Source organism: Cupriavidus sp. KB_39 (assembly GCF_052114485.1).
Taxonomy (GTDB): Bacteria; Pseudomonadota; Gammaproteobacteria; order Burkholderiales; family Burkholderiaceae; genus Cupriavidus.
Genome location: NZ_JBFREV010000004.1, coordinates 17254 through 38032 on the forward strand (window position 1 = coordinate 17254; position 20779 = coordinate 38032).

General features: G+C 63.9%; 11 protein-coding genes and 6 tRNA genes. 4 read left to right on the top strand and 13 right to left on the bottom strand.

The annotated features are described in order from the left end of the window. Positions 1–81: 81 nt before the first annotated feature. Positions 82–1431, top strand: coding sequence for an MATE family efflux transporter (locus AB4Z27_RS04020; RefSeq protein WP_092289752.1), 1350 nt, complete (start codon positions 82–84; stop codon positions 1429–1431). Between the two features lie 79 nt (positions 1432–1510). On the opposite strand, the gene AB4Z27_RS04025 is transcribed toward AB4Z27_RS04020, so the two are convergent. From AB4Z27_RS04025 to gltX, 7 genes are all read right to left on the bottom strand, one after another. Continuing rightward, positions 1511–1587 (bottom strand) — tRNA-Asp (locus tag AB4Z27_RS04025). 69 nt (positions 1588–1656) lie between these two features. Beyond that, a tRNA-Glu gene (locus tag AB4Z27_RS04030) sits at positions 1657–1732 on the bottom strand. Positions 1733–1837: 105 nt separating this feature from the next. Then, positions 1838–1913 (bottom strand) — tRNA-Ala (locus AB4Z27_RS04035). Positions 1914–2104: 191 nt separating this feature from the next. Next, positions 2105–2181: transfer RNA gene (locus AB4Z27_RS04040), tRNA-Asp, on the bottom strand. Between the two features lie 69 nt (positions 2182–2250). Then, positions 2251–2326 (bottom strand) — tRNA-Glu (locus AB4Z27_RS04045). Between the two features lie 7 nt (positions 2327–2333). Then, positions 2334–2409: transfer RNA gene (locus AB4Z27_RS04050), tRNA-Ala, on the bottom strand. A gap of 211 nt (positions 2410–2620) precedes the next feature. Further along, positions 2621–4018: a glutamate--tRNA ligase gene (gene gltX / locus AB4Z27_RS04055; RefSeq protein ID WP_441643940.1), complete on the bottom strand. Its 1398-nt coding sequence runs from the start codon at positions 4016–4018 to the stop codon at positions 2621–2623. A 193-nt stretch (positions 4019–4211) separates the two neighbouring features. On the opposite strand from gltX, the gene AB4Z27_RS04060 reads away from it, so the two are divergent. Next, positions 4212–5162, top strand: coding sequence for a patatin-like phospholipase family protein (locus AB4Z27_RS04060; RefSeq protein ID WP_441643941.1), 951 nt, complete (start codon positions 4212–4214; stop codon positions 5160–5162). Positions 5163–5332: 170 nt separating this feature from the next. On the opposite strand, the gene AB4Z27_RS04065 is transcribed toward AB4Z27_RS04060, so the two are convergent. The 5 genes from AB4Z27_RS04065 to AB4Z27_RS04085 all read right to left on the bottom strand — a co-directional run bounded on the left by AB4Z27_RS04065 (position 5333) and on the right by AB4Z27_RS04085 (position 12131). After that, positions 5333–6019, bottom strand: coding sequence for a C40 family peptidase (locus tag AB4Z27_RS04065; RefSeq protein WP_092289758.1), 687 nt, complete (start codon positions 6017–6019; stop codon positions 5333–5335). Between the two features lie 359 nt (positions 6020–6378). Then, entirely contained in the window at positions 6379–8028 is a 1650-nt protein-coding gene (locus AB4Z27_RS04070; protein ID WP_441590498.1) for an ABC transporter ATP-binding protein, read from the bottom strand. Continuing rightward, positions 8025–9155, bottom strand: coding sequence for an ABC transporter permease (locus AB4Z27_RS04075; RefSeq protein ID WP_092289762.1), 1131 nt, complete (start codon positions 9153–9155; stop codon positions 8025–8027). The genes AB4Z27_RS04070 and AB4Z27_RS04075 overlap by 4 nt, the downstream gene beginning before the upstream one ends. After that, positions 9152–10201 (bottom strand): microcin C ABC transporter permease YejB, encoded by a 1050-nt coding sequence (locus AB4Z27_RS04080; protein WP_092289763.1) that lies wholly within the window; start codon positions 10199–10201, stop codon positions 9152–9154. Before AB4Z27_RS04080 ends, AB4Z27_RS04075 begins: the two co-directional genes overlap by 4 nt. A 25-nt stretch (positions 10202–10226) precedes the next feature. Beyond that, positions 10227–12131 (bottom strand): extracellular solute-binding protein, encoded by a 1905-nt coding sequence (locus AB4Z27_RS04085; protein ID WP_092289765.1) that lies wholly within the window; start codon positions 12129–12131, stop codon positions 10227–10229. 217 nt (positions 12132–12348) lie between these two features. On the opposite strand from AB4Z27_RS04085, the gene fabI reads away from it, so the two are divergent. Together fabI and AB4Z27_RS04095 are read left to right on the top strand one after the other, a co-directional pair. After that, complete coding sequence (gene fabI, locus AB4Z27_RS04090; RefSeq protein WP_092289767.1) at positions 12349–13134, top strand: enoyl-ACP reductase FabI; 786 nt, start codon at positions 12349–12351, stop codon at positions 13132–13134. Between the two features lie 165 nt (positions 13135–13299). Further along, entirely contained in the window at positions 13300–14961 is a 1662-nt protein-coding gene (locus AB4Z27_RS04095; protein ID WP_092289769.1) for an ABC-F family ATP-binding cassette domain-containing protein, read from the top strand. Positions 14962–14996: 35 nt separating this feature from the next. Here AB4Z27_RS04095 and AB4Z27_RS04100 read toward each other — a convergent pair whose 3' ends face one another. Beyond that, on the bottom strand, positions 14997–20510 hold the full coding sequence (locus AB4Z27_RS04100; RefSeq protein ID WP_441643942.1) for a trifunctional serine/threonine-protein kinase/ATP-binding protein/sensor histidine kinase: 5514 nt from the start codon (positions 20508–20510) through the stop codon (positions 14997–14999). Positions 20511–20779: the final 269 nt, after the last annotated feature.

Consider the following 20779-nt stretch of genomic DNA (forward strand, 5'->3'; position numbering starts at 1 on the left):
CCTCCGCGCAGGACGCCCCTCGCCCCCCTCACGCGCCGGACTCACGACTGAGCCGGCGCGCCATGCTTTCCGACAAGAACAATGAGCAGCGCGCTGCAAGACATTCGCCGCATCCTCCACCTCGCCGCGCCCGTCCTGGTCGGACAACTCGCGGTGGTGGCCTTCGGCGTCATCGATACGGTGATGGCCGGGCGCGCCTCCGCTACCGACCTCGCCGCCGTGGGCCTGGGCGGCTCCATCTACATCACCATCTATATCAGCCTGATGGGGGTGCTCCAGGCGCTGGCACCCATCGCCGGCCAACTCTATGGCGCGGGCCGCACCGCCGAGATTGGCAGCGAAGTGCGCCAGGCCGCGTGGCTGGGTGTGGCACTGGCCGTGCCGGGCATGCTGTTGCTGCTGTTCCCTGGGCCGCTGCTCACGTTTGCCAAGGCGCCGCCTGAGCTGGTCGAGAAGGCCTCGCACTATCTTCATATCGTGGCGTTCGGCCTGCCGGCCGCGCTGAGCTTCCGCATCTATATGGCGCTGAACAACGCGCTGTCGCGGCCGATCATGGTGACGGTGCTCCAGATCGCCGGGCTGGCGATGAAGGTGCCGCTCAACGCGTGGTTCATTCATGGGGGACTGGGGCTGGCGCCGATGGGCGGTCCGGGCTGCGCACTGGCCTCCACGCTGATCAGCTGGACCTGGTGCATCGCCGGCCTGCTGATCCTGCGCACCGGCGCCGCCTACCGGCCGCTGGCGCTTTTTGCCGGCTGGGAGTGGCCAAACTGGAGCAAGATCCGCCCGCTGCTGCGGCTGGGCGTGCCGATGGGGCTGACCTATCTGATCGAGATCACCTCGTTCACGCTGATGTCGATCTTCATCACACGACTCGGTACCGAGACGCTGGCCGGGCATCAGATCATCGCCAATCTGAGCGCGGTAGCGTACATGATGCCGCTCTCKCTGGCGATTGCCACGTCCACGCTGGTGGCCCAGTCGATTGGCGCGCGTGACTTGGCTGGGGCACGCCGGCTGGCGTGGCGCGGCATCCGCTTCGGGGCCGGGCTGGCGCTGCTGACAGGCGCCCTGCTGTGGCTGCTCCGCGAGCCGCTGCTGCAGGCCTACGCCAAGGATCCGACTGTAGTCACCAAGGCACTGCCGTTGATGCTGTTCGTCGCGTTCTATCAGGCATTTGACGCGGTGCAGGTCATGACCGCCTTCATCCTGCGCGCGTACAAGATCGCCCTGATTCCGACGTTGATCTACGCAGGATCGCTGTGGGGCGTGGGGCTGGGTAGTGGGTATGTGATGGGATTCGGCTTGATCGACGCGCTACCCGAGTGGACACGCGGCGCCGCCGGTTTCTGGTTCGGCAACAGTATCAGCCTGGCCTTGGCCGGCACGCTGCTGGTACGGTATTTCATGCGGGTGAGCAAACCCGCATGATTTAAAGGCGGGTCACGCAATGCAATAACGGGAAGCGAAGGATAAAAAAAATGCCTGCTTGCGCAGGCATTTTTAATATTGGCGGAGCGGACGGGACTCGAACCCGCGACCCCCGGCGTGACAGGCCGGTATTCTAACCAACTGAACTACCGCTCCGTGTTGGTTCGCCGCTCGAAGCTATTGCTTCGGACGACTAGCTGGACGTTTGATTACGCCCTGCTGTTTTGGCGTCCCCTAGGGGATTCGAACCCCTGTACTCACCGTGAAAGGGTGATGTCCTAGGCCTCTAGACGAAGGGGACAGAAACTTGTTGCAACGTTTCCGTCTGCGCTGCGAAGTCCGTAACTGTAACAGACTTTTCAACGACTGAGGCACCTTTTTTGCTGGGTCGGTGCCTCGAAATCCTTGGTGGAGCTAAGCGGGATCGAACCGCTGACCTCTTGCATGCCATGCAAGCGCTCTCCCAGCTGAGCTATAGCCCCGTGGTACTGCCCTTTACTACCAGTACTGCATAATCGCGTTTCAGCGAAGCCGCGATTATATTACGATTTTCTTTCGAAGTGCAACTGCCATGTGGCATTTGCTTTCGCCAAAAACCGCGAGGCGATTATCAGATAATCAACCTCTCACCCAAAGAAAAACCCGCTTGGTTTTACCCAAGCGGGTTCAGTTTTGGCGGAGCGGACGGGACTCGAACCCGCGACCCCCGGCGTGACAGGCCGGTATTCTAACCAACTGAACTACCGCTCCGTGTTGGTTCGCCGCTCGAAGCTATTGCTTCGGACGACTAGCTGGACGTTTGATTACGCCCTACTGTTTTGGCGTCCCCTAGGGGATTCGAACCCCTGTACTCACCGTGAAAGGGTGATGTCCTAGGCCTCTAGACGAAGGGGACAGAAACTTGGTGGAGCTAAGCGGGATCGAACCGCTGACCTCTTGCATGCCATGCAAGCGCTCTCCCAGCTGAGCTATAGCCCCAATGTTACTGTCATTTACTGCTTCTTGCTGTCGCGGGATTTACTACGATTCCGGCGAAGCCGAGATTATATAGCAATCCAACCGCTTTGCAAGTCCCTTTTTCGGCCTTTCAACCGATCCGCGTGGTTTTTGCCGCGCGGCAGGGAGAAGGAGATTATGCTGAAATCCCGGCCCGAGCGCAAGCCCCTGCCGAGATTTTTCCGCACTTTTCTCAGGCTGCCGCAAGGCGGCGCAGCACCGTCTCGCGGCCGAACAGTTCCAGCACCGCGTCGATGCCCGGCGTCTGCAACTGCCCCGCCACCAGCAGGCGCACCGGCATAGCCAGCTTCGGCATCTTCAGGCCGAATTCGGCCAGCACTGCCTTGAACGTGGCGCTGATGCCCTCGCGCTTCCACTCAGGCAGCGCGGCCAGTTGCGCGGCCAGCGCCTGCAGCGCCGGGCGGATCTCGTCGGTCAGGTGCTCTGTGCGCAGCGCGGCATCCGCCTGCGGCTCGCCGCGATAGAACAGCATCGCGGCCTGGGCCACTTCCTTCAGCGTATTGGCGCGATCCTTGACCAGCGCGATCACGTCGGCCAGGCTCGCGCCTTCCACCTTGCCGCCCAGCGCCTCGATGAAGGGGCGCGTCAGATCGGCCAGACGGGCGTTATCGCCCACCTTGATGTAGTGGTTGTTGAGCCAAGCCAGCTTTTCAGGGTTGTACTGCGCCGGCGACTTGCCCAGGTGCTCCAGGTCGAACCACTCGATGAACTGCTCGCGCGAGAAGATCTCGGCATCACCATGCGCCCAGCCCAAGCGCGCGAGGTAGTTCAGCACGGCCTCGGGCAGGTAGCCCTCGTCGCGGTAGCCGGTCACGGGCATCGCGCCATGGCGCTTGCTCATCTTCTCGCCCTGCTCGTTCAGCACGGTCGGCAGGTGCGCGTAGACCGGCACGTGGCCGCCCATCGCACGAATGATGTTGATCTGGCGCGGCGTGTTGTTGACGTGGTCGTCGCCGCGGATCACGTGGGTGATCTTCATGTCGAGGTCATCGACCACGACGCAGAAGTTGTATGTCGGCGTGCCGTCGGGACGGGCGATCACCAGGTCGTCCAGCTCGTCGTTCGAGATCTCGATGCGGCCCTTCACGGCGTCGTCCCAGACCACGCTGCCGCCGATCGGGTTCTTGAAACGCACGACGGGTTGCACGCCGGCCGGCGGCTCGGGCAGGACCTTGCCCGGCTCGGGGCGCCAGAAGCCGTTGTAGCGCGGCTTCTCGCCGGCGGCGCGCTGGGCTTCGCGCAGCGCGTCCAGTTCCTCGGTGCTCATGTAGCAGTGGTACGCGAGGCCGGTCTCCATCATCTGCTGCACCACCGCGCGATAGCGGTCCATGCGCTGCATCTGGTAGAACGGACCTTCGTCGATGTCCATGTCGAGCCAGGCCATGGACTCCAGGATCACGTCGACGGCCTCCTGGGACGACCGCTCGACATCGGTATCCTCGATGCGCAGGATGAAATCGCCCTGCATGCGGCGGGCGAAGGCCCACGGATAGAGCGCGGAGCGGATGTTGCCGAGGTGGATGAACCCGGTCGGGCTCGGCGCGAAGCGGGTGCGGACGCGTTGTGTCATGGCGGAGAGAAACAAAAAGGCCCGCGCACAGCGGCGCGCAGGCCAGATTCGAGGAATGGCGCATTATACGCCCTGCCCGCCGCCGCTTTTTCGCTACGCGCCGGCCGGAATCATTTATCCTGCCACCGGTCTGAGACCTCGGATGCCGCCTCGCACGGCGCCGGCATCACTTCCCGTAGATTCCCGTTCCTCGATGAAACGACGCCATTTCCTGGGCGCCTCCGCGGCGATGCTGCTGGCGGCCTGCTCCACCGGCCCGAAGCCGACCCCCACCCTGCCGACCCAGCCCGTCGTCACGCCGCCGGTGGCCACGCTGCCGCCGCGCCCGGTGCGCATCGGCCTGGCGCTGGGCGGCGGCGCGGCGCGCGGCTTTGCACATATCGGCGTGATCAAGGCGCTCGAGGCGCAGGGTATCCATCCCGATATCGTCACGGGTACCAGTGCCGGGTCGGTGGTGGCGGCGCTCTACGCGTCCGGCATGGATGGCTTCACGCTGAACAAGCTCGCCCTGACCATGGACGAGGCGTCCATCGCCGACTGGGCGCTGCCGTTCGGCACCAAGTTCGGTGGCTGGCTCAAGGGCGAGGCGCTGCAGAACTATGTGAACCGGCTGGTCAAGCAGCGCACCATCGAACAGATGAAGCTGCCGCTGGGCATCGTCGCCACCGATCTCAAGACCGGCGAGCGGATCCTGTTCCGGCGCGGCAATACCGGCCAGGCCGTGCGCGCGTCCAGCAGCGTGCCGGGCGTGTTCCAGCCGGTGTCGATCCAGGGCCATGACTATGTCGATGGCGGGCTGGTGGAGCCGGTGCCAGTGGATGCGGCGCGCGAGATGGGCGCCGAGTTCGTGATCGCGGTGAATATCTCGGCCGATCCGTCGAGCCAAAAGAATGGCGGCCAGAGCGGCGTGCTGCTGCAGACCACGGCCATCATGGGTCAGTCGATCAACAAGATGGCGCTGGCGCGCGCGGACATCGTGATCCGCCCTGACCTGCCCGACATGAGCGGCAGCGACTTCACGGCGCGCAACCGCGCGATCCTGGCCGGCGAGCAAGCCACGGCGGCAGTACTGGCGAGCCTGCGCGACAAGCTCGCTCTCGCCCGTACGCGCCAGCTGCCAACCGGCATTGTTACCACCCAATAGTGGGGTAAAACGACAATCCTTGTCAGGACATGGGCTCGCTTCGTGACAATTCGTGTCACTTCATGTGACGCATCATGTCACCCTTTAGTGGGGTATTTGTCTTATTTGTATGTCGAGCCCGATAAAAAAGGACTGCCGAGGCAGTCCTTTTTGTTTGGCGAGCAGCCGGTTCAGCCGCCGTACAGCGACCGACCCTGGGCAGCAGGGTCGAAGCGCTTGAGCGTCTCGACCATGTTGCCCATGCCGTTGTCGGCGTCGCCGCGCTGGGCATCGTCGATGCGTCGCGCGCCGTTGTAGCGTGTCACCCAGTAGCTGGCACGCATGTCGTCCACGCGGATCTTGCTGCCGGTGGACGGCGCGTGCACGAACTTGTTGTCGCCAATATAGATGCCGACGTGCGAGAACGTGTGACGCATGGTGTTGAAGAACACCAGGTCACCCGGACGCAGTTCGTTGACCGCCACAGTGGTGCCAACCTTGCTGATTTCGACAGAGCGACGCGGCAACACGAAGCCGAAGGTGTCGTTGAACACGTAGCGGACGAAGCCGCTGCAGTCCAGGCCGGATTCGGGGCTGTTACCGCCGAAGCGGTAACGCACGCCAATCAGGCCCAGCGCGTTCATGACCAGGTCGCCAGCCTTGCTGGCAACGTTGCTGGTGGAGTTCATCACCGACGACAGCAAGCCACGCTTGCCTTCCGGATGGGCATCCGCGCTCAGTTCCGCGCGGGCATCGATCCGGGCGTCCGGGTCCTTGAACACCGTATCCGCCAGCACTCCATTCGACACAGTCGCACCGCATGCAATGGCAATTCCAATAGCGGCGCGCGCCAGGGAATGAAGTACCGTTCGTTGCATTGGTTCTCCTGATAATCGGACTTATCTGACCGGCATGTCAGACATTGCCGGACAAACGCTAGACATCAGGGCGGTATGTACGCAAGACATATGCCAGCGTACCGTGCACGATTCGCATGCGTGGTTGACCTTCCCAAAGGTCAGCATGCGACCGACAGACCACCCCCAAAAATAGGTATCGCGGGATAGTAAATGACTGTCATTATCGTGTCAAAGATGGTTACAAATTCGCCCGAAATCGCAGCCAAATCAATGAGCTAGCGTGAAAAACGTATCTTTTTTCTCGTATTCCGCATAACGGCGATGTGATACATCGCGCTGTCATGCTAGTGCGGCATGCGTGCTGCGCCGCACATCATTCAGACGACCCCTAACTGTGCGGCCGCCATCAGCTTGCGCGTATACGGATGCTGCGGTGCGCCGAGTACGGTTTCCGTCTCACCCGCTTCGACCACTTCACCATTTTTCATYACGACGACGCGGTGCGCCATCGCACGAATCACCGCTAGATCATGGCTGATGAACAGATAGCTGAGGTTGTACTTGTGCTGGAGCTGGGAAAGCAGCGCCAGCACCTGTTGCTGGATCGAGACGTCAAGTGCAGAAGTCGGCTCATCTAGCACCAGAACCTGCGGCTTGAGGATCAAAACTCGCGCGATGGCGATGCGTTGCCGCTGTCCGCCAGAGAACTCGTGCGGATAACGGCCCAGCGCCGTCCGGTCCATCCCGACCTCCCGCAGGGCCTCGATCACGCGCTCGCGCATCGCCTCGGGCGACAGCCCCGGCTGATGGAGGGCGAGGCCCTCACCCACGATCTGTTCGATGGTCATCCGGGGCGACAGCGAGCCGAACGGGTCCTGGAATACCACCTGCATGCGCGACCGCAGCGCACTGCGCTCCTTGTGCGTGCAGGCGTCGAACGCACGCCCCAGGAAGCGGATCGCCCCGCTGCTCTGGCGCTGGAGCGCCAGCACGGCGTGAGCCAGCGTGGTCTTGCCGGAGCCGGACTCGCCGACGATGCCGACAGTCTCGCCTTCGCGCAATTGCAGGTTCACGTCCTTCACGGCCGCGAACTGCTCCTTCGAGAACCAGCCGGCAAACCCGGCGCGCTTCTTGGCGTAGTTGACGCAGAGCGCATCGGTCTCCAGCAGCACCGGCGCCAGTGGCACCAGCGGCAGCACCTCGCGGCGCGGGCGGCTGTCGATCAGCTTGCGCGTGTACGGATGGCGCGGATTGCCGAACACCTCGGCCGTCTCGCCAGACTCCACCAGCACGCCCTTCTCCATCACCCCCACACGCTGCGCGAACGCCCGCACGAGGTTCAGGTCATGGGTGATCAGCATCACCGCCATGCCGAACTCGGCCTGGAGGTCGCGCAGCAGATCCAGGATCTGGGCGCGGATGGTCACGTCGAGCGCCGTGGTCGGCTCGTCGGCCAGCAGCAGCTTGGGCCGGCAGGCCAGGGCCATGGCGATCATCGCGCGCTGGCGCTGGCCGCCCGAAAGCTGATGCGGGAAGCTGTTGAAACGGTTGGCGGCGTCGCTGATGCCGGTTCGCTCGAGCAGCGCGATGGCACGGTCGCGCGCGGCGCGGCGGTCCAGGCCCTCGTGCAGCGCCAGCGTCTCCACGATCTGGTTGCCGATGGTGTAAAGCGGGTTCAGGGCCGTCATCGGTTCCTGGAAGATCATGGCGATCTCGGACCCGCGGATGCGCCGCATCTCGCGGCCGGACACGCGCAGCAGGTCCTGGCCTTCGAAGCGAATGGCGCCCTGGTAGTGGGCGTCGCCAACCAGCCGGAGCATGGCCAGCGCGGTCACGGTCTTGCCCGAGCCGGACTCACCCACCAGCGCGTAGCGCTCGCCAGCGCGCAGGTCGAAGCTGACCTCGCGCACGGCGCGCGTGGCGTGCTCGCCCTCGCCGAAGGTCACCGACAGTCGGTCCACACACATCAATTGCGTGCCGGGCGCCGGCGGGGCCACGGCGTCAGGAAACGTTGCGGCGAGGCTCATTGCACGGCCTCCGCAGCGGGACTTCCCGCAGGCGCCTTAGGCTCCACACGACCACGCAACTGGGCCAGCCCCAGGCGCGTATCGAAGGCATCCCGCAGCGCGTCGCCCATAAAGGTCAGCAGCAACAACGTGATAACGAGCACCGCGAACGTGGACAGCGAAATCCACCAGGCATCGAGGTTGCCCTTGCCCTGCGCCAGCAGCTCGCCCAGGCTCGGCGTCGTCGGCGGCACGCCCAGACCCAGGAAGTCGAGGCTGGTCAGCGCCAGGATGGCCGCGCTCATMCGGAACGGCAGRAAGGTGATSACCGGCGTCAGGCTGTTCGGCAAGATATGGCGCCACATGATCTGGACATTGGACAGGCCCAGCGCGCGCGCCGCCTTCACATAGTCGAGCGAGCGGTTGCGGTAGAACTCGGCCCGTACGTAATCGGACAGCCCCATCCAGCCGAACAGCGACAGCAGGATGATCAGCAGCGCCAGGCTCGGCTCGAAGATCGACGCGAAGATAATCAGCAGGTACAGCTCGGGCATCGAGCTCCAGATCTCGATGGCGCGCTGCGAGAACAGGTCGAAACGCCCACCAAAAAAGCCCATCAGCGCCCCGGTAAGCGTGCCGACCAGTACGCCGATGATCGTCAGCGCCATGCCGAACAGCACGGACACGCGGAAGCCGTAGATCAGGCGCGCCAGCACGTCCCGGCCGCGATCGTCGGTGCCCAGCCAGTTCTCGGACGAGGGGGGCGCCGGATTCGGCTCCTTGGCGAAGTAGTTCAGCGAATCGTAGGAATACTGATTCACCGGGAACACCGCGAAATTGCCGTGCGTGGTGATCCGTTCGCGGATGAAGGGATCGAGGTAGTCGGTACGGGTCGGGAAATCGCCGTCGAACGTGGTTTCCGGGTAGACCTTGACGATCGGGAAGTAGTACTCGCCCTTGTAGCGCACCACCAGCGGGCGGTCGCTCGACAGCACCTCGGCACACAGGCTCAGGACGAAGATCACCACGAACAGGATCAGGCTCCAGTAGCCCAGCCGGTTGCGGCGGAAGCGTTGCCACGCGCGCTGGCGCGGCGACGGCGAGTGCGGCAGCCCGTTGGGCACCGCGCCGTGGGAGAGAATGCTCATCGGTGCATGCCCTCGAAGTGAATGCGCGGGTCGACCATCACGTAGCAGACATCCGAAATCAGGCGCGTCACCAGCCCGATCAGCGTGAACAGGTAGAGCGTGCCGAGCACGACCGGGTAGTCACGGCGCAGCACGGCTTCATAGGACAACAGGCCCAGCCCGTCGAGCGAGAACAGTGTCTCGATCAGCAGCGAGCCGGTGAAGAACGCGCCGATGAACGCCGCCGGGAAGCCGGTGACGAGCGGGATCAGCGCGTTGCGGAACACGTGTTTCCAGAGCACGCGCCGCTCCGCCAGGCCCTTGGCCCGCGCGGTCAGCACGTACTGCTTGCGGATTTCTTCCAGGAACGCGTTCTTGGTCAGCATGGTGATGACGGCGAAGCTGCCCACCACCGACGCCGTGATCGGCAGCACCAGGTGCCAGAGGTAGTCCATGACCTTGCCCATCAGCGTGAGCTGGTCCCAATTGTCGGACGTCAGCCCGCGCAGCGGGAACCACTGGACGAACGTGCCACCACCGAACAGCACCAGCAGCAGCACCCCGAGCACGAAGCCCGGAATCGCGTAGCCMACCAGCACGATCATGCTGCTGATCACATCGAAGCGGCTGCCCGCCCGGATCGCTTTCGAGATCCCGAGCGGGACCGATATCAGATAAGTCAGAAAAAACGTCCAGAGCCCGAGACTGATCGACACCGGCAGTTTCGACTTCACCAGCTCCCAGACGCTGCGGTGCTGGAAGTAGCTCTGGCCCAGGTCGAACTGGGCGAAGCGCTTCAGCATCATGAAATAGCGCTCGATTGGCGGCTTGTCGAAGCCATAGAGCGCCTGGATTTCCTTGATTTTGTCCGGGTCCACGCCGCGCCGGCCGCGGTATTCCGCCCCGCCACCGCTGGCCTCCCCGCCACCGCCGCGCCCCTTGAGTTCGAGCATCATCTGCTCGACCGGGCCGCCCGGCACGAACTGGATCACGACGAAAGTCAGCGTAATGACCCCGATCAGGGTCGGAATCATCAGCAGGATGCGTTTGAGCAGGTAGGCAATCATGCGCGTCCAGGTTCCGTCAGTGCCGTCATTGGGTCTTCGGCGTCAGATCGTTCCGCCACCAGTTGGAGAGAACCCAGCCCTCCGCCGTATAGAAGTACGGCAGGCGGGTCGGGTAGGACATCGTATTGCGATAGGCCACGCGATGCGAGGCACTGTACCAGTTCGGCACGATGTAGTACCCGTGCATCAGCACGCGGTCCAGCGCGCGACCCGCCGTGACGAGTTCGTCGCGCGTGTGCGCGTGCAGCACGTGGTCCACGAGCTTGTCGATGGCAGGCGATTTCACGCCGAACAGGTTGTCCGAGCCGGGCGTGGTCGCGGCCTCGGTCGTGAAGCGGTCGCGCAGCTCGTTGCCGGGGCTTTGCGAGTCCGGGAAGCGGATCGACACCATGTCGAAGTCGAAATCCTCGAGACGCTTTTGATACAGCGCAAAGTCGGTGGTGCGCTGATGCACCTCGATGCCAAGCTTCTCCAGGTTGCGCACATAGGTGGTGATCACCCGGCTCATCGCCCCGCCGTCATCGAGGAATTCGAACACCAGCGGCTCGCGCTTGGCGTTGCGCAGCGCGCCGTCCTCGTAGGTCCAGCCGGCCTGGGCCAGCAGGCGGCGGGCTTCGCGCAGGTTGTCGCGCAGCGAGCGCGGTGCGTTGGTGGTGGGCTGCACCACATCGAGGCCGAACACTTCCGCCGGCAGCTGGGCGCGCAGCGGCTCCAGCAGCGCCATCTCGCCCGGACCCGGGCGGCTGTCGAACGTCGCGCTGGCGGCCAGCTCGCTGTTCGAGAACCAGCTGTCCAGCCGCTTGTACGCGCCGTAGAACAGCTGGCGGTTCAGCCATTCGAAGTCCAGCGCCAGGATCAGCGCGCGGCGGACGCGTACATCCTGGAACACCGGTTTGCGCATGTTCATCACGAAACCCTGCATGCCGGCGCCGTTGCGGTGCGGGAATTCGGTCTTGATCAGCTCGCCTTTGCGGAAGCGCGTGCCGACATAGCTCTTCGCCCAGTTTTTCGACCGATATTCGACAATGGCATCGAATTCGCCGGCCTTGAACGCCTCCAGCTTGGCCGTCTCGTCCTTATAGAGCCGGTAGACCACGCGGCCGAAGTTGAACGTGCCGCGCCGTACCGCCAGATCCTTGCCCCAATAGCTCGGGTTTCGCTTGAAAATGATGCCGCGACCGGCGTCGTAGCGGTCGATGACGTAGGGGCCGCTGGTGATCGGTTCCTCGAAGGTCAGCTTGTCGAACGGCACCTTGGCGGTCCATTTCTTCGAGAACACGGGCAGTGAACCGACGATCAGCGGCAATTCCGTGTTGCGCTGCTTGAAGTCGAAGCGGACGGTGCGCTCGCCGGTCACGACCACGGCCTTCACGTCGGTACACATGCTCCGGTAGCCGGGGCTGGCCGACTTGCTCATGAGCATGTCGTACGAGTACTTGACGTCCGAGGCCATGACCGGGTCGCCATTGGTGAAGCGCGCCTCCGGTCGGATGCGGAAGGTCACGGACAGCGCGTCGGGCGCCACGGTGACGTCGTCGGCCAGCAGGCCATAGGCGCTGGCGGTTTCGTCCGCGCTACTGATCAACAGCGATTCGAACATCAGCGCGGTCAGGCCGGGCGCCGAGGTGCCCTTGAGCGTGAACGGATTGAACTTGTCGAAGCTCGTGCGCCGGTCCGGGTTGGCCAGCGTCAGCGTGCCGCCCTGGGGCGCATCGGGGTTGACGTAGTCGAATTGCTTGAAATCGGCCGGATACTTGAGGTCGCCGTGCAGGGCAATCCCGTGCGCGGCATGCGCCAATGCGGGAAAACCCGAGGCCAGCACGCATATCCAAAGCGCCAATGGCGCCAGCCCCCGCACCTTCTGCAGCACCGCGCCACGACGAAAGCACTGCCCTGCCGCCTGAAGCGGCCAACGTGCGCGAATAGGCATCCCGTTGCAGACCTCCACTCTGACCTGGACATGCCCGGCGTCTTGTGGCCGGGCGAAGTTGTGCGACAATTTTACATGCGTCCGGGTGGCCCCCAGCCATCCGGACATTCCCTCTGCGCGGCGCAACAAACTGCGGGGAACTTTACCCGTCGTGCACCGGCCCCGGGGGCCGAGCATGAAACATGCCCGCCCCACCCTCACATATCTTGGAGAATTTATGGGATTTCTGGCAGGTAAGCGGATCCTGATCACCGGCTTGCTGTCCAACCGCTCGATCGCCTATGGCATCGCCTCCGCGTGCAAGCGCGAGGGCGCCGAGCTGGCTTTCACCTATGTCGGCGAACGCTTCAAGGACCGCATCAGCGACTTCGCCAAGGAATTCGGCTCCGACATGATCTATGAGTGCGACGTGGGCAGCGATGAGCAGATTACCGCGACTTTCGCCGCTCTGGGGCAGCGCTGGGAAAAATTCGACGGTTTGGTGCATTCGATCGGCTTTGCGCCGCGCGAAGCCATCGCCGGCAATTTCCTGGACGGGCTGTCGCGCGAAGGCTTCCGCATCGCGCATGACATCTCGGCCTACAGCTTCCCGGCACTGGCCAAGGCTGCGCTGCCGCTGCTGTCCGACAAGGCATCGCTGCTCACGCTGACCTATCTCGGCGCCGAACGCGTGGTTCCGAACTACAACACGATGGGCCTGGCCAAGGCGTCGCTCGAGGCGAGCGTGCGCTACCTGGCCGAAGCCGTGGGCGAGCGCGGGATCCGCGCCAACGGCATCTCGGCAGGCCCGATCAAGACGCTGGCTGCGTCCGGCATCAAGGACTTCGGCAAGCTCCTCAGGCATTTCGAGGAAGCCGCCCCGCTGCGCCGCAACGTGACGATCGACGAAGTCGGCAACGTGGCCGCCTTCCTGCTGTCCGATCTGTCCAGCGGCGTGACGGGCGAGATCACCTACGTCGACGGTGGCTTCAACATCGTCGGCGCGGGGGGCGTGGGGGCGTAATCCCGGCGCGCGGCCCGCGGCCATCAAGAGCGCCCCAGTTGGGGCGCTTTTTTTTTGGGCGTTCATCGTCGATTTTCCGCCGATTGCYATTGTTGCACCGCAACAAATAACAACCGTCACACGCCCGGTCGGCTATCATGGCAGTCCTCTCCGAAGTGGCTCCCCATGATTTCCGTTCGTAATGTCACGCTGCGTCGCGGCGTCAATGTCGTGCTCGACCGCGCGTCCGTCACATTCAACCCCGGCGAAAAGATCGGTCTTGTCGGCCGCAATGGCGCCGGCAAGTCGTCCTTCTTCGCCCTTCTCAACGGCACGCTGCACGAAGACAGCGGCGAGTTCTCGATTCCTGCTGCGTGGAGGATGGGCCAGGTTGCGCAGGAGATGCCGGAGACCGAGCAGAGCGCTACCGACTTTGTCGTCGAGGGTGACACCGTGCTGTTGGCCGCGCAGGCCGAAGTCGACGCCGCCGAGGCCAGCGACGATGGCATGCGCATGGCGCACGCCTATATGGCCCTGCACGACGCTGGTGCACACGATGCCCCCGCACGTGCCCAGGCGCTGATCCTGGGCCTTGGCTTCAGTGGTGCGCAGCTTAGCCAGCCGGTCAACAGCTTCTCCGGCGGCTGGCGCATGCGCCTGCAACTGGCGCGCGCGCTGATGTGCCCGTCCGACCTGCTGCTGCTCGACGAACCGACCAATCACTTGGACCTCGACGCACTGGTCTGGCTGGAAGCCTGGCTCAAGCGCTATCAGGGCACCATGGTGGTGATCAGCCACGACCGCGAGTTCCTCGACGCCGTGACGCAGGTGACGGTGCACGTCGACAACGCCAAGCTCGTGCGTTACGGCGGCAACTACAGCAAGTTCGAAGACATGCGCGCCGAGCAGCTTCTATTGCAGCAGGCCGCGGTGGCCAGGCAGGCCGACAAGATCGCCCACCTGCAGAAATTCATCGACCGTTTCAAGGCCAAGGCCTCGAAGGCGAAGCAGGCGCAGAGCCGGGTCAAGGCGCTCGAACGCATGGAGAAGATCGCCCCTGTGCTTGCCGATGCGGAATTCACGTTCGAGTTCAAGGAGCCTCTCAACGTCCCGAACCCGCTGTTGTCGATGCTGGACGCGAGCTTCGGCTACCCGGCGCCGACCGACGCACTCCCGGGCACGCCGCCCACGGTCATCGTGAAGGGCATCAACCGTTCCGTGCTGGCGGGGCAGCGCATCGGCATTCTCGGTGCGAACGGCCAGGGCAAGTCCACGCTGGTGAAGACGGTGGCRCACGCGCTGGCGCCGGTTGCCGGTGAAATCAGCGAAGGCAAGGGCCTGAACATCGGCTACTTCGCACAGCAGGAACTCGACGTGCTGCGCCCGCTCGACACGCCGATGGAGCACATGATCCGCCTTGCCAAGGACACGCCGCCGCACATGCGCGCCCCCGGCCAGAGTGGCACCGAGCAATCCCTGCGCACCTTCCTCGGCACCTTCAGTTTCAGTGGCGACATGGTGCATCAGGCGGTGCACACGATGAGCGGCGGCGAAAAGGCGCGGCTCGTGTTGTGCATGATCGTGTGGCAGCGCCCCAACCTGCTGCTGCTCGACGAGCCGACCAACCACCTCGACCTGGCCACACGCGAAGCGCTCGGCATGGCGCTCAACGAATTCGAAGGCACGGTGATGCTGGTCAGTCACGACCGGGCCCTGCTGCGCGCTGTATGCGATGAGTTCTGGCTGGTCACCAAGGGCGGCGTCGAGCCTTTCGACGGCGATCTGGACGACTACCAGCAATTCCTGCGCGACGAAGCCCGTCGCCTGCGCGAGGAGGCTGCCGCATAGCCGACGGTCATCGCCTGAGATACCCGTTCAGGGGATCACCATGACGTGCCCGGCTCCGCGGGCACCGTGAACTGAAAGACCGCACCGTGGGGCACGTTCGCACTCGCCCACATTCGACCCTCATGGGCGTCGATGATCGAACGGCAGATGGACAGCCCCATCCCCAGCCCGGCGGACTTGGTCGTGTAGAAGGGAGCGAAGATGCGCTCGGGGTCGTCTGGCGCAAAGCCGGGCCCTGAATCACTCACCGCCACGCGCACGCAGTTCCCCTCCGCTTTCTCCGTACTGATCAGCAAGTCCCGCGCGCCGTCGCTCGCGCCGCTCATCGCTTCCATGGCGTTGATGAGCAGATTGAGGAGGACTTGCTGCAACTGGACCCGATCTCCCTGCACAAGCGGCAACGGGTCCGCGAGATGCGTCTGCACCAGCGTGTCGTGCTTCCGTGCTTCGGCACGGGTAAGTTCGACCACCTCGCGGATCGCCTGGTTGATGTCCAGCGGCTCCTTCCGGGGCGGCGCCTTCTTCACCAGTTCACGGATGCGGCCAATGATGTCCACCGCCCGATTGCCATCCTTGATGATGCAACCCAGTATCTCGCTGACCTCGTCGATGTTGGGCGGCTCGGCCCTCAGCCACCGCACGGCTGCGTGCGCATTGGTCACTGTCGCAGCGACCGGCTGCTTGATTTCGTGCGCAATCGAGGCCCCGAGATGCCCGATTGTGGCAACGCGGTTCGCATGGGCCAGTTCCGTCTGCGCCTCGCGATAGCGTCGCTCGCCCTCCCGGATACTTTCCTCCGCCTGCTTGCGCTCGCTCAGGTCGAGCACGAAAGCGACGCCCTCCCTTCGGCCGGTTTCGAAGGTGGCTGCACCGATCAAGACGGGCACGCGGCTGCCGTCCTTCCTGACAAACTCCTTCTCGAACGGCGGCGCGCTTCCCATCTCCCTGATCTCTTGCAGCACGCGCTCGTCGCCCTCGCGCCATTCCGGTGGTGTCAGGTCCGTCCAGCGCACGCTACCTGCGATGAGATCGTCGCGCGCGTATCCCACCATGCGAAGAAACGCATCATTGGCCTCGAGAACGTCGCCCTCCACAGTCCAGACGACGATCCCGATGATGTCGGCGTCGACAAGGCGCCGAATCTTCGCCTCACGCTCCACAAGTTCGCGGTAGAGATGGGCATTTTCCAACGCAATCGCGGCCTGCGAGGCCACCAGCCTCAGGATCGCAATGCGGGCGGGAGTGAACACATGGGTCGTGAGATGGTTTTCGAGATAGAGCGCGCCAGTGAGCCTCGCCTGATTCATCAGCGGCAAGCAGAGAATGGAACGGGCGCGATGCTGTGCGATGTAAGGATCGGCCGCAAATGTGGGATCCGCCACGGCATCGTCGAGGATGACGCTCTCCCGCGTCCGCAGGACGTAGTTGAGAACAGACTCCGGCAGCACCGCATCGGTCATGGGCTGGTCGTGGAGATGCACGGCGACCATCTCCCCGTCGATCGTTGCCTCCGCAGTGATCCGCTGTTCGCCGGCATCCGGAAGGATCAATACCCCGCGTTCGGCGCCCGCCTGCTCAATCGCCGTACGCATGACCATCTCGATCAGCTTTTCCAGGACGATCACACCGGAGACCATCTGCGACACCTTGATCACGGTCGAGAGATCAAGGTGTTCGACGGGCGTCGTGATCGTGCCCGTCGGGCCGGGGGCAAACGCTTCCGTTCTGAGGTGCGGGTGCATCTGCTCAAGTTGCCGCGCCTTCCCATCGGCTCGCCAGCGCAGGTAGCTGTAGTGCGCATGGCGCAAGTAGGTCTCGGCGATGACCGCGAACTCACGCGCCGCGTAGAATCGCGCGGCAAGCTCGTTGGCGAGCGCTTCCACGTGCACGAAACCGTTGGCGCGCGCCGAGCGGATCGCCAGTTCGTAGAGCCGCATCGCATCAAGTTCGCGGCCTTCAATCCGGGCGATCTCCGCGCCCACCAGCGCGGCGCGATTCTCGAAATTTTCCGGGCAATGCTCCGCCCAGACCGTCAGTTGCCCGTGATGCCCAGCCAGCGCCGTCAGGTGCGCTTGCCGCGCATCGCCGGATGTGGCATCGGCGCAGGCGGCGTGCGACAGCGCCCCATAGAAATAGTATTCGGCTTCCTCGAAAAACGAGGCCGTGGTCCAGAGCAGTCCTTTTGCCTTCGCAGCGGCGTCCATGGCCGCCGCGTGGTCGCCGGCGATACAGCGCGCCTGTAGCTTCCGGATCCAGTACCAGCACGCCGCAATCGCCAGATCCGGGTTCTCCGAGAAACGCCGCTCGATCCGCGCCTCATCAAACTGCGCGTCGTCGAGGCAACCAAACTTGGGCGTGAGCCCCCGCAGCGTGCGCATCAGCGCGACTTGCGTGGCGATGATGTCGATGGCGAGACCGAACCGCGATTTCTCGGCGAACGCCAGGCCGTGCTCGGCTTCGGCCAGCGCGTCGCACAGCGAATCGCCGGAGAAGATCAGGTTCGAGTTCAGATCGTTGCGCGTGTAGGTTGCATACTGGAGATCCCCGACGCGGTTTGCCGCATCGAAGGCGCGGCGTTGCAGATCACGGCAAGCCCCCACGTGCTTCATCCAGGGCACGACAAACAGCGCGAAGCAAACAAAGGTTCTCGCCTCGAGGCGCTTAAGCCCGCGCCGCTCCACGAGGTCGTAGCCAAGCTGACCGAACCGGAACCCCGTCTTGTAGTCGCCGAAATGCGGCCCTGCAATGCGGATGAGGATGACGTAGGCGAAGCACGAAGCATCGCAATTGCCGTGCTCCAGGCTCAGGCCGACCGCCTTGCAGATCGTCAGCGAAGCCAGGTTTTCATCGGTGTACAAGGCCGGCGTCCAGAGCTTCATCAGCACATCGACGGTGGCCAGGGAGGCAGGGTCCTCCATCAGCGGCATGTCGATAAGCGCCTCGATTTCCCGATCCTCAAGCGCCGACCCGATGCGCCCGTATTCGCGCCGTACCTCGTCGCCGTCCGGATGGGGTGACCAATCGATGCCGAAATKYCGGAGGCAATTGAGGCCGACATTGATCGCRCGGCTGCTCTGATCGAGCACCAGGCAGACATCCATGTGCAGGCAGGCCACGATGGCTTGTTCGACCGTCGTCGCGGCGTGACCTGACAGTGCCGCCAATTCCTCATCCGCAACCGAGAGTTCACCGGTCAGGAAGGTGCATTCGGCCCGGTTCAGCTCCAGCGCGAAGAGCATCTCGTGCTGGCGCTCCCAGCTATCCTCCCCCAACAGCGCCACGCCGATATTGAGATAGGTGAGCGCCGAGGCATAGGCGGTAGAACCCTTGGCACGCTTCCCCGCCATCAGGTTGAGCCCGGCGAGCTGGTCCCGCTCCGCTTGCGCCGTGATCAGCGCAGCGCCGCGGTTGAGCTGATTGACGATCTCGAAGATCGCGGCCTCCTGCTGCCCGATGGGCGTTCGGGCGACCAGCAAGCGGCCGATCCGCAGATGCACCTCGGCGCGCATCGCTTTCGGGATCAGCGAATAGGCGGCTTCCTGCACGCGGTCATGGATAAACCGGTAAGCGCCCTCCAGCCGCTCGACCAGTTCCAGGCGGACGGCCTCCCAGAGCACCGCATGGACCTCCTTCTCCGGAATCACCAGCACGGTGGACAACATCGTGATCTCGGCGATGTTGCCGAGGCAGGCCAGCTGCTGCAACGCCTGCTGTGTCTCGCTCGGCAGACGGCTCAGTTTGCCCACCATCAGATCCACGACATTGTCGGTGTAGCCCTTGGCATGAATGCGATCGAGATGCCAGGACCAGCCCTTCGTGTCATGGTCGAAGTGGAACAAGCGCTCCTCGGCCAGCGCGTAGAGAAACTGAATCACGAAGAACGGATTGCCGGCCGTCTTCTCATGCACCAGCTGCGCCAGCGATGCCACGCGCGTCGTGTCGCAGCACACGGCATCGGCAATCAGCTGCCCGAGGTGTTCACGGCCAAGCGGCGCCAGGGTGATCTCCTCCACCGTTCCGCGAGCGCTCCGGATCGCCTGCAACTTGTGCGTCAGGGGATGGGCGGCATCCACCTCATTGTCCCGATAGGCGCCGATCACCATCAGGTGCTGCAAGTCCGACCGCGCCAGCACATCCTCCAGCAAGTCGAGCGTTGCCGTGTCCAGCCATTGCAGATCATCGAGGAAGAGTGCCAGCGGGTGTTCCGGCCGGGCGAAGACACCGATGAATCGGCGTAAGACCAGTTGAAAGCGGCGTTGCGCCTGCTGCGGCTCAAGCTCCGGCACCGGCGGTTGTTCGCCGATGATGAGCTTCAGCTCGGGGATGAGGTCGGTCATGAGCCGTGCATTCGGCTCCAGGGCTTCCAGCAGCGCGGCGCGCCAGCTCGCCAGTTCGGCGTCCCGCTTACCAAGCAGCGGCCGCACCAGACTCTGGAACGCCTGCACCAAGGTCGAATAAGGAATGTCGCGCTTGTACTGGTCGAACTTGCCTGCGGCAAAGAGCCCCCGTGGCGGCACCAGTACCTTGTGCAACTCGTTGACGACGGCGGTCTTGCCGATGCCGGAGTATCCCGAGACCAGCACAAGTTCCGGTGCGCCGCGCGTGATCACGCGGTTGAAGGCCGCCAGCAACCTGTTGACYTCGCGCTCCCTGCCGTACAGCTTCTCGGGAATCACCAGACGGTCGGGCGTGTCGTGCTCGCCAAGCGGGAAACCATCGATCTGGCGATGGCYCTCCCAGGCAGCCAGGCAGCGTCGCAGATCCTGCTCGACACCGGCCGCAGTCTGGTAGCGCTCTTCCGCCGTCTTGGCGAGCAGCTTCATGACGATCTGGCAAAGCGGGGCCGGTATCGACGTCAGGCGCTCGCTGGGCGGCATCGGCTTTCGGGCGATGTGGCAGTGCACCCATTCCATCGGCTCGCTCGCCGAAAACGGCAGGACACCGGTGAGCATCTGGTAGATCACCACACCGAGCGAATAAAGGTCGCTGCGCGAATCGATGGAGCGATTCATCCGACCGGTCTGCTCGGGCGCCATGTAGGCGAGCGTGCCGGCGATCGTTTCGGGCGGCTCGGGTGCCTGATGCTCGCGCGGCAGCCGCGAGGCGATGCCGAAGCCGGTGAGTCGCGCGCGTCCGTCCGTGCCATTCACGAGAACATGGGCAGGCTTGAAGTCCTTATGGACCAGGCCGCGCTGATGGAACTGGCCCAGCGCCGCCGCGATGCCGGCAGCGAAGCGCAAGACCCTGCCCGTCTCCATGGGCGCGCCGAGCAGCAGCTCGAGCGGCTCGCCGCCCGGGTCTTCCAGCACCAGCGAGGTCCGGCCATCCTCGCGCAGAAGCTCSAGSGGCCGCACCGCCCACGCGCTGTCGAGTTCATCCTTCAGCCTGAATTCGTGAGCAAGGCGGTCGAGACTGGCGGACGATGGATAGTCGGCGGCGGGCCGGACGATCAGGACGATGTCGGCGYCGTCAKTGCCCGGGCGCTGGCCTCGACAGAAAACGTGCTCGCCGTCCTGCCACAGGATTTGAAGGCTTTGGCTGTTACCCATGAGCGCCGAAACCGGGTGAGGGGTTGATCTTGCGCGCTGCTGCCTAYCAATCATCCTGCCGAGAGTCCTGCCAATAGGGCGTCACATTGGCATCAATGCGGAGCATCAAGCGCCTCCCAAGAATAGGCGAAAAAGTGGGAAATGTTCCAACCCGCAATGTCTCGCGGGGGCCTTCGGATAGAACAATTGCGAATCTCTGCGGCCCGCTGATTCAGATCAAGCGCCTAGCCGGCGGTCCATGGAAAAAGCTTCCTTTCCCATACGAAGAG

Coding starts and splice junctions, on each gene's coding strand:
- gltX (WP_441643940.1), bottom strand. CDS start 4,018: ATGACACAACGCGTCCGCACCCGCTTCGCGCCGAGCCCGACCGGGTTC.
- AB4Z27_RS04060 (WP_441643941.1), top strand. CDS start 4,212: ATGAAACGACGCCATTTCCTGGGCGCCTCCGCGGCGATGCTGCTGGCG.
- AB4Z27_RS04065 (WP_092289758.1), bottom strand. CDS start 6,019: ATGCAACGAACGGTACTTCATTCCCTGGCGCGCGCCGCTATTGGAATT.
- AB4Z27_RS04085 (WP_092289765.1), bottom strand. CDS start 12,131: ATGCCTATTCGCGCACGTTGGCCGCTTCAGGCGGCAGGGCAGTGCTTT.
- fabI (WP_092289767.1), top strand. CDS start 12,349: ATGGGATTTCTGGCAGGTAAGCGGATCCTGATCACCGGCTTGCTGTCC.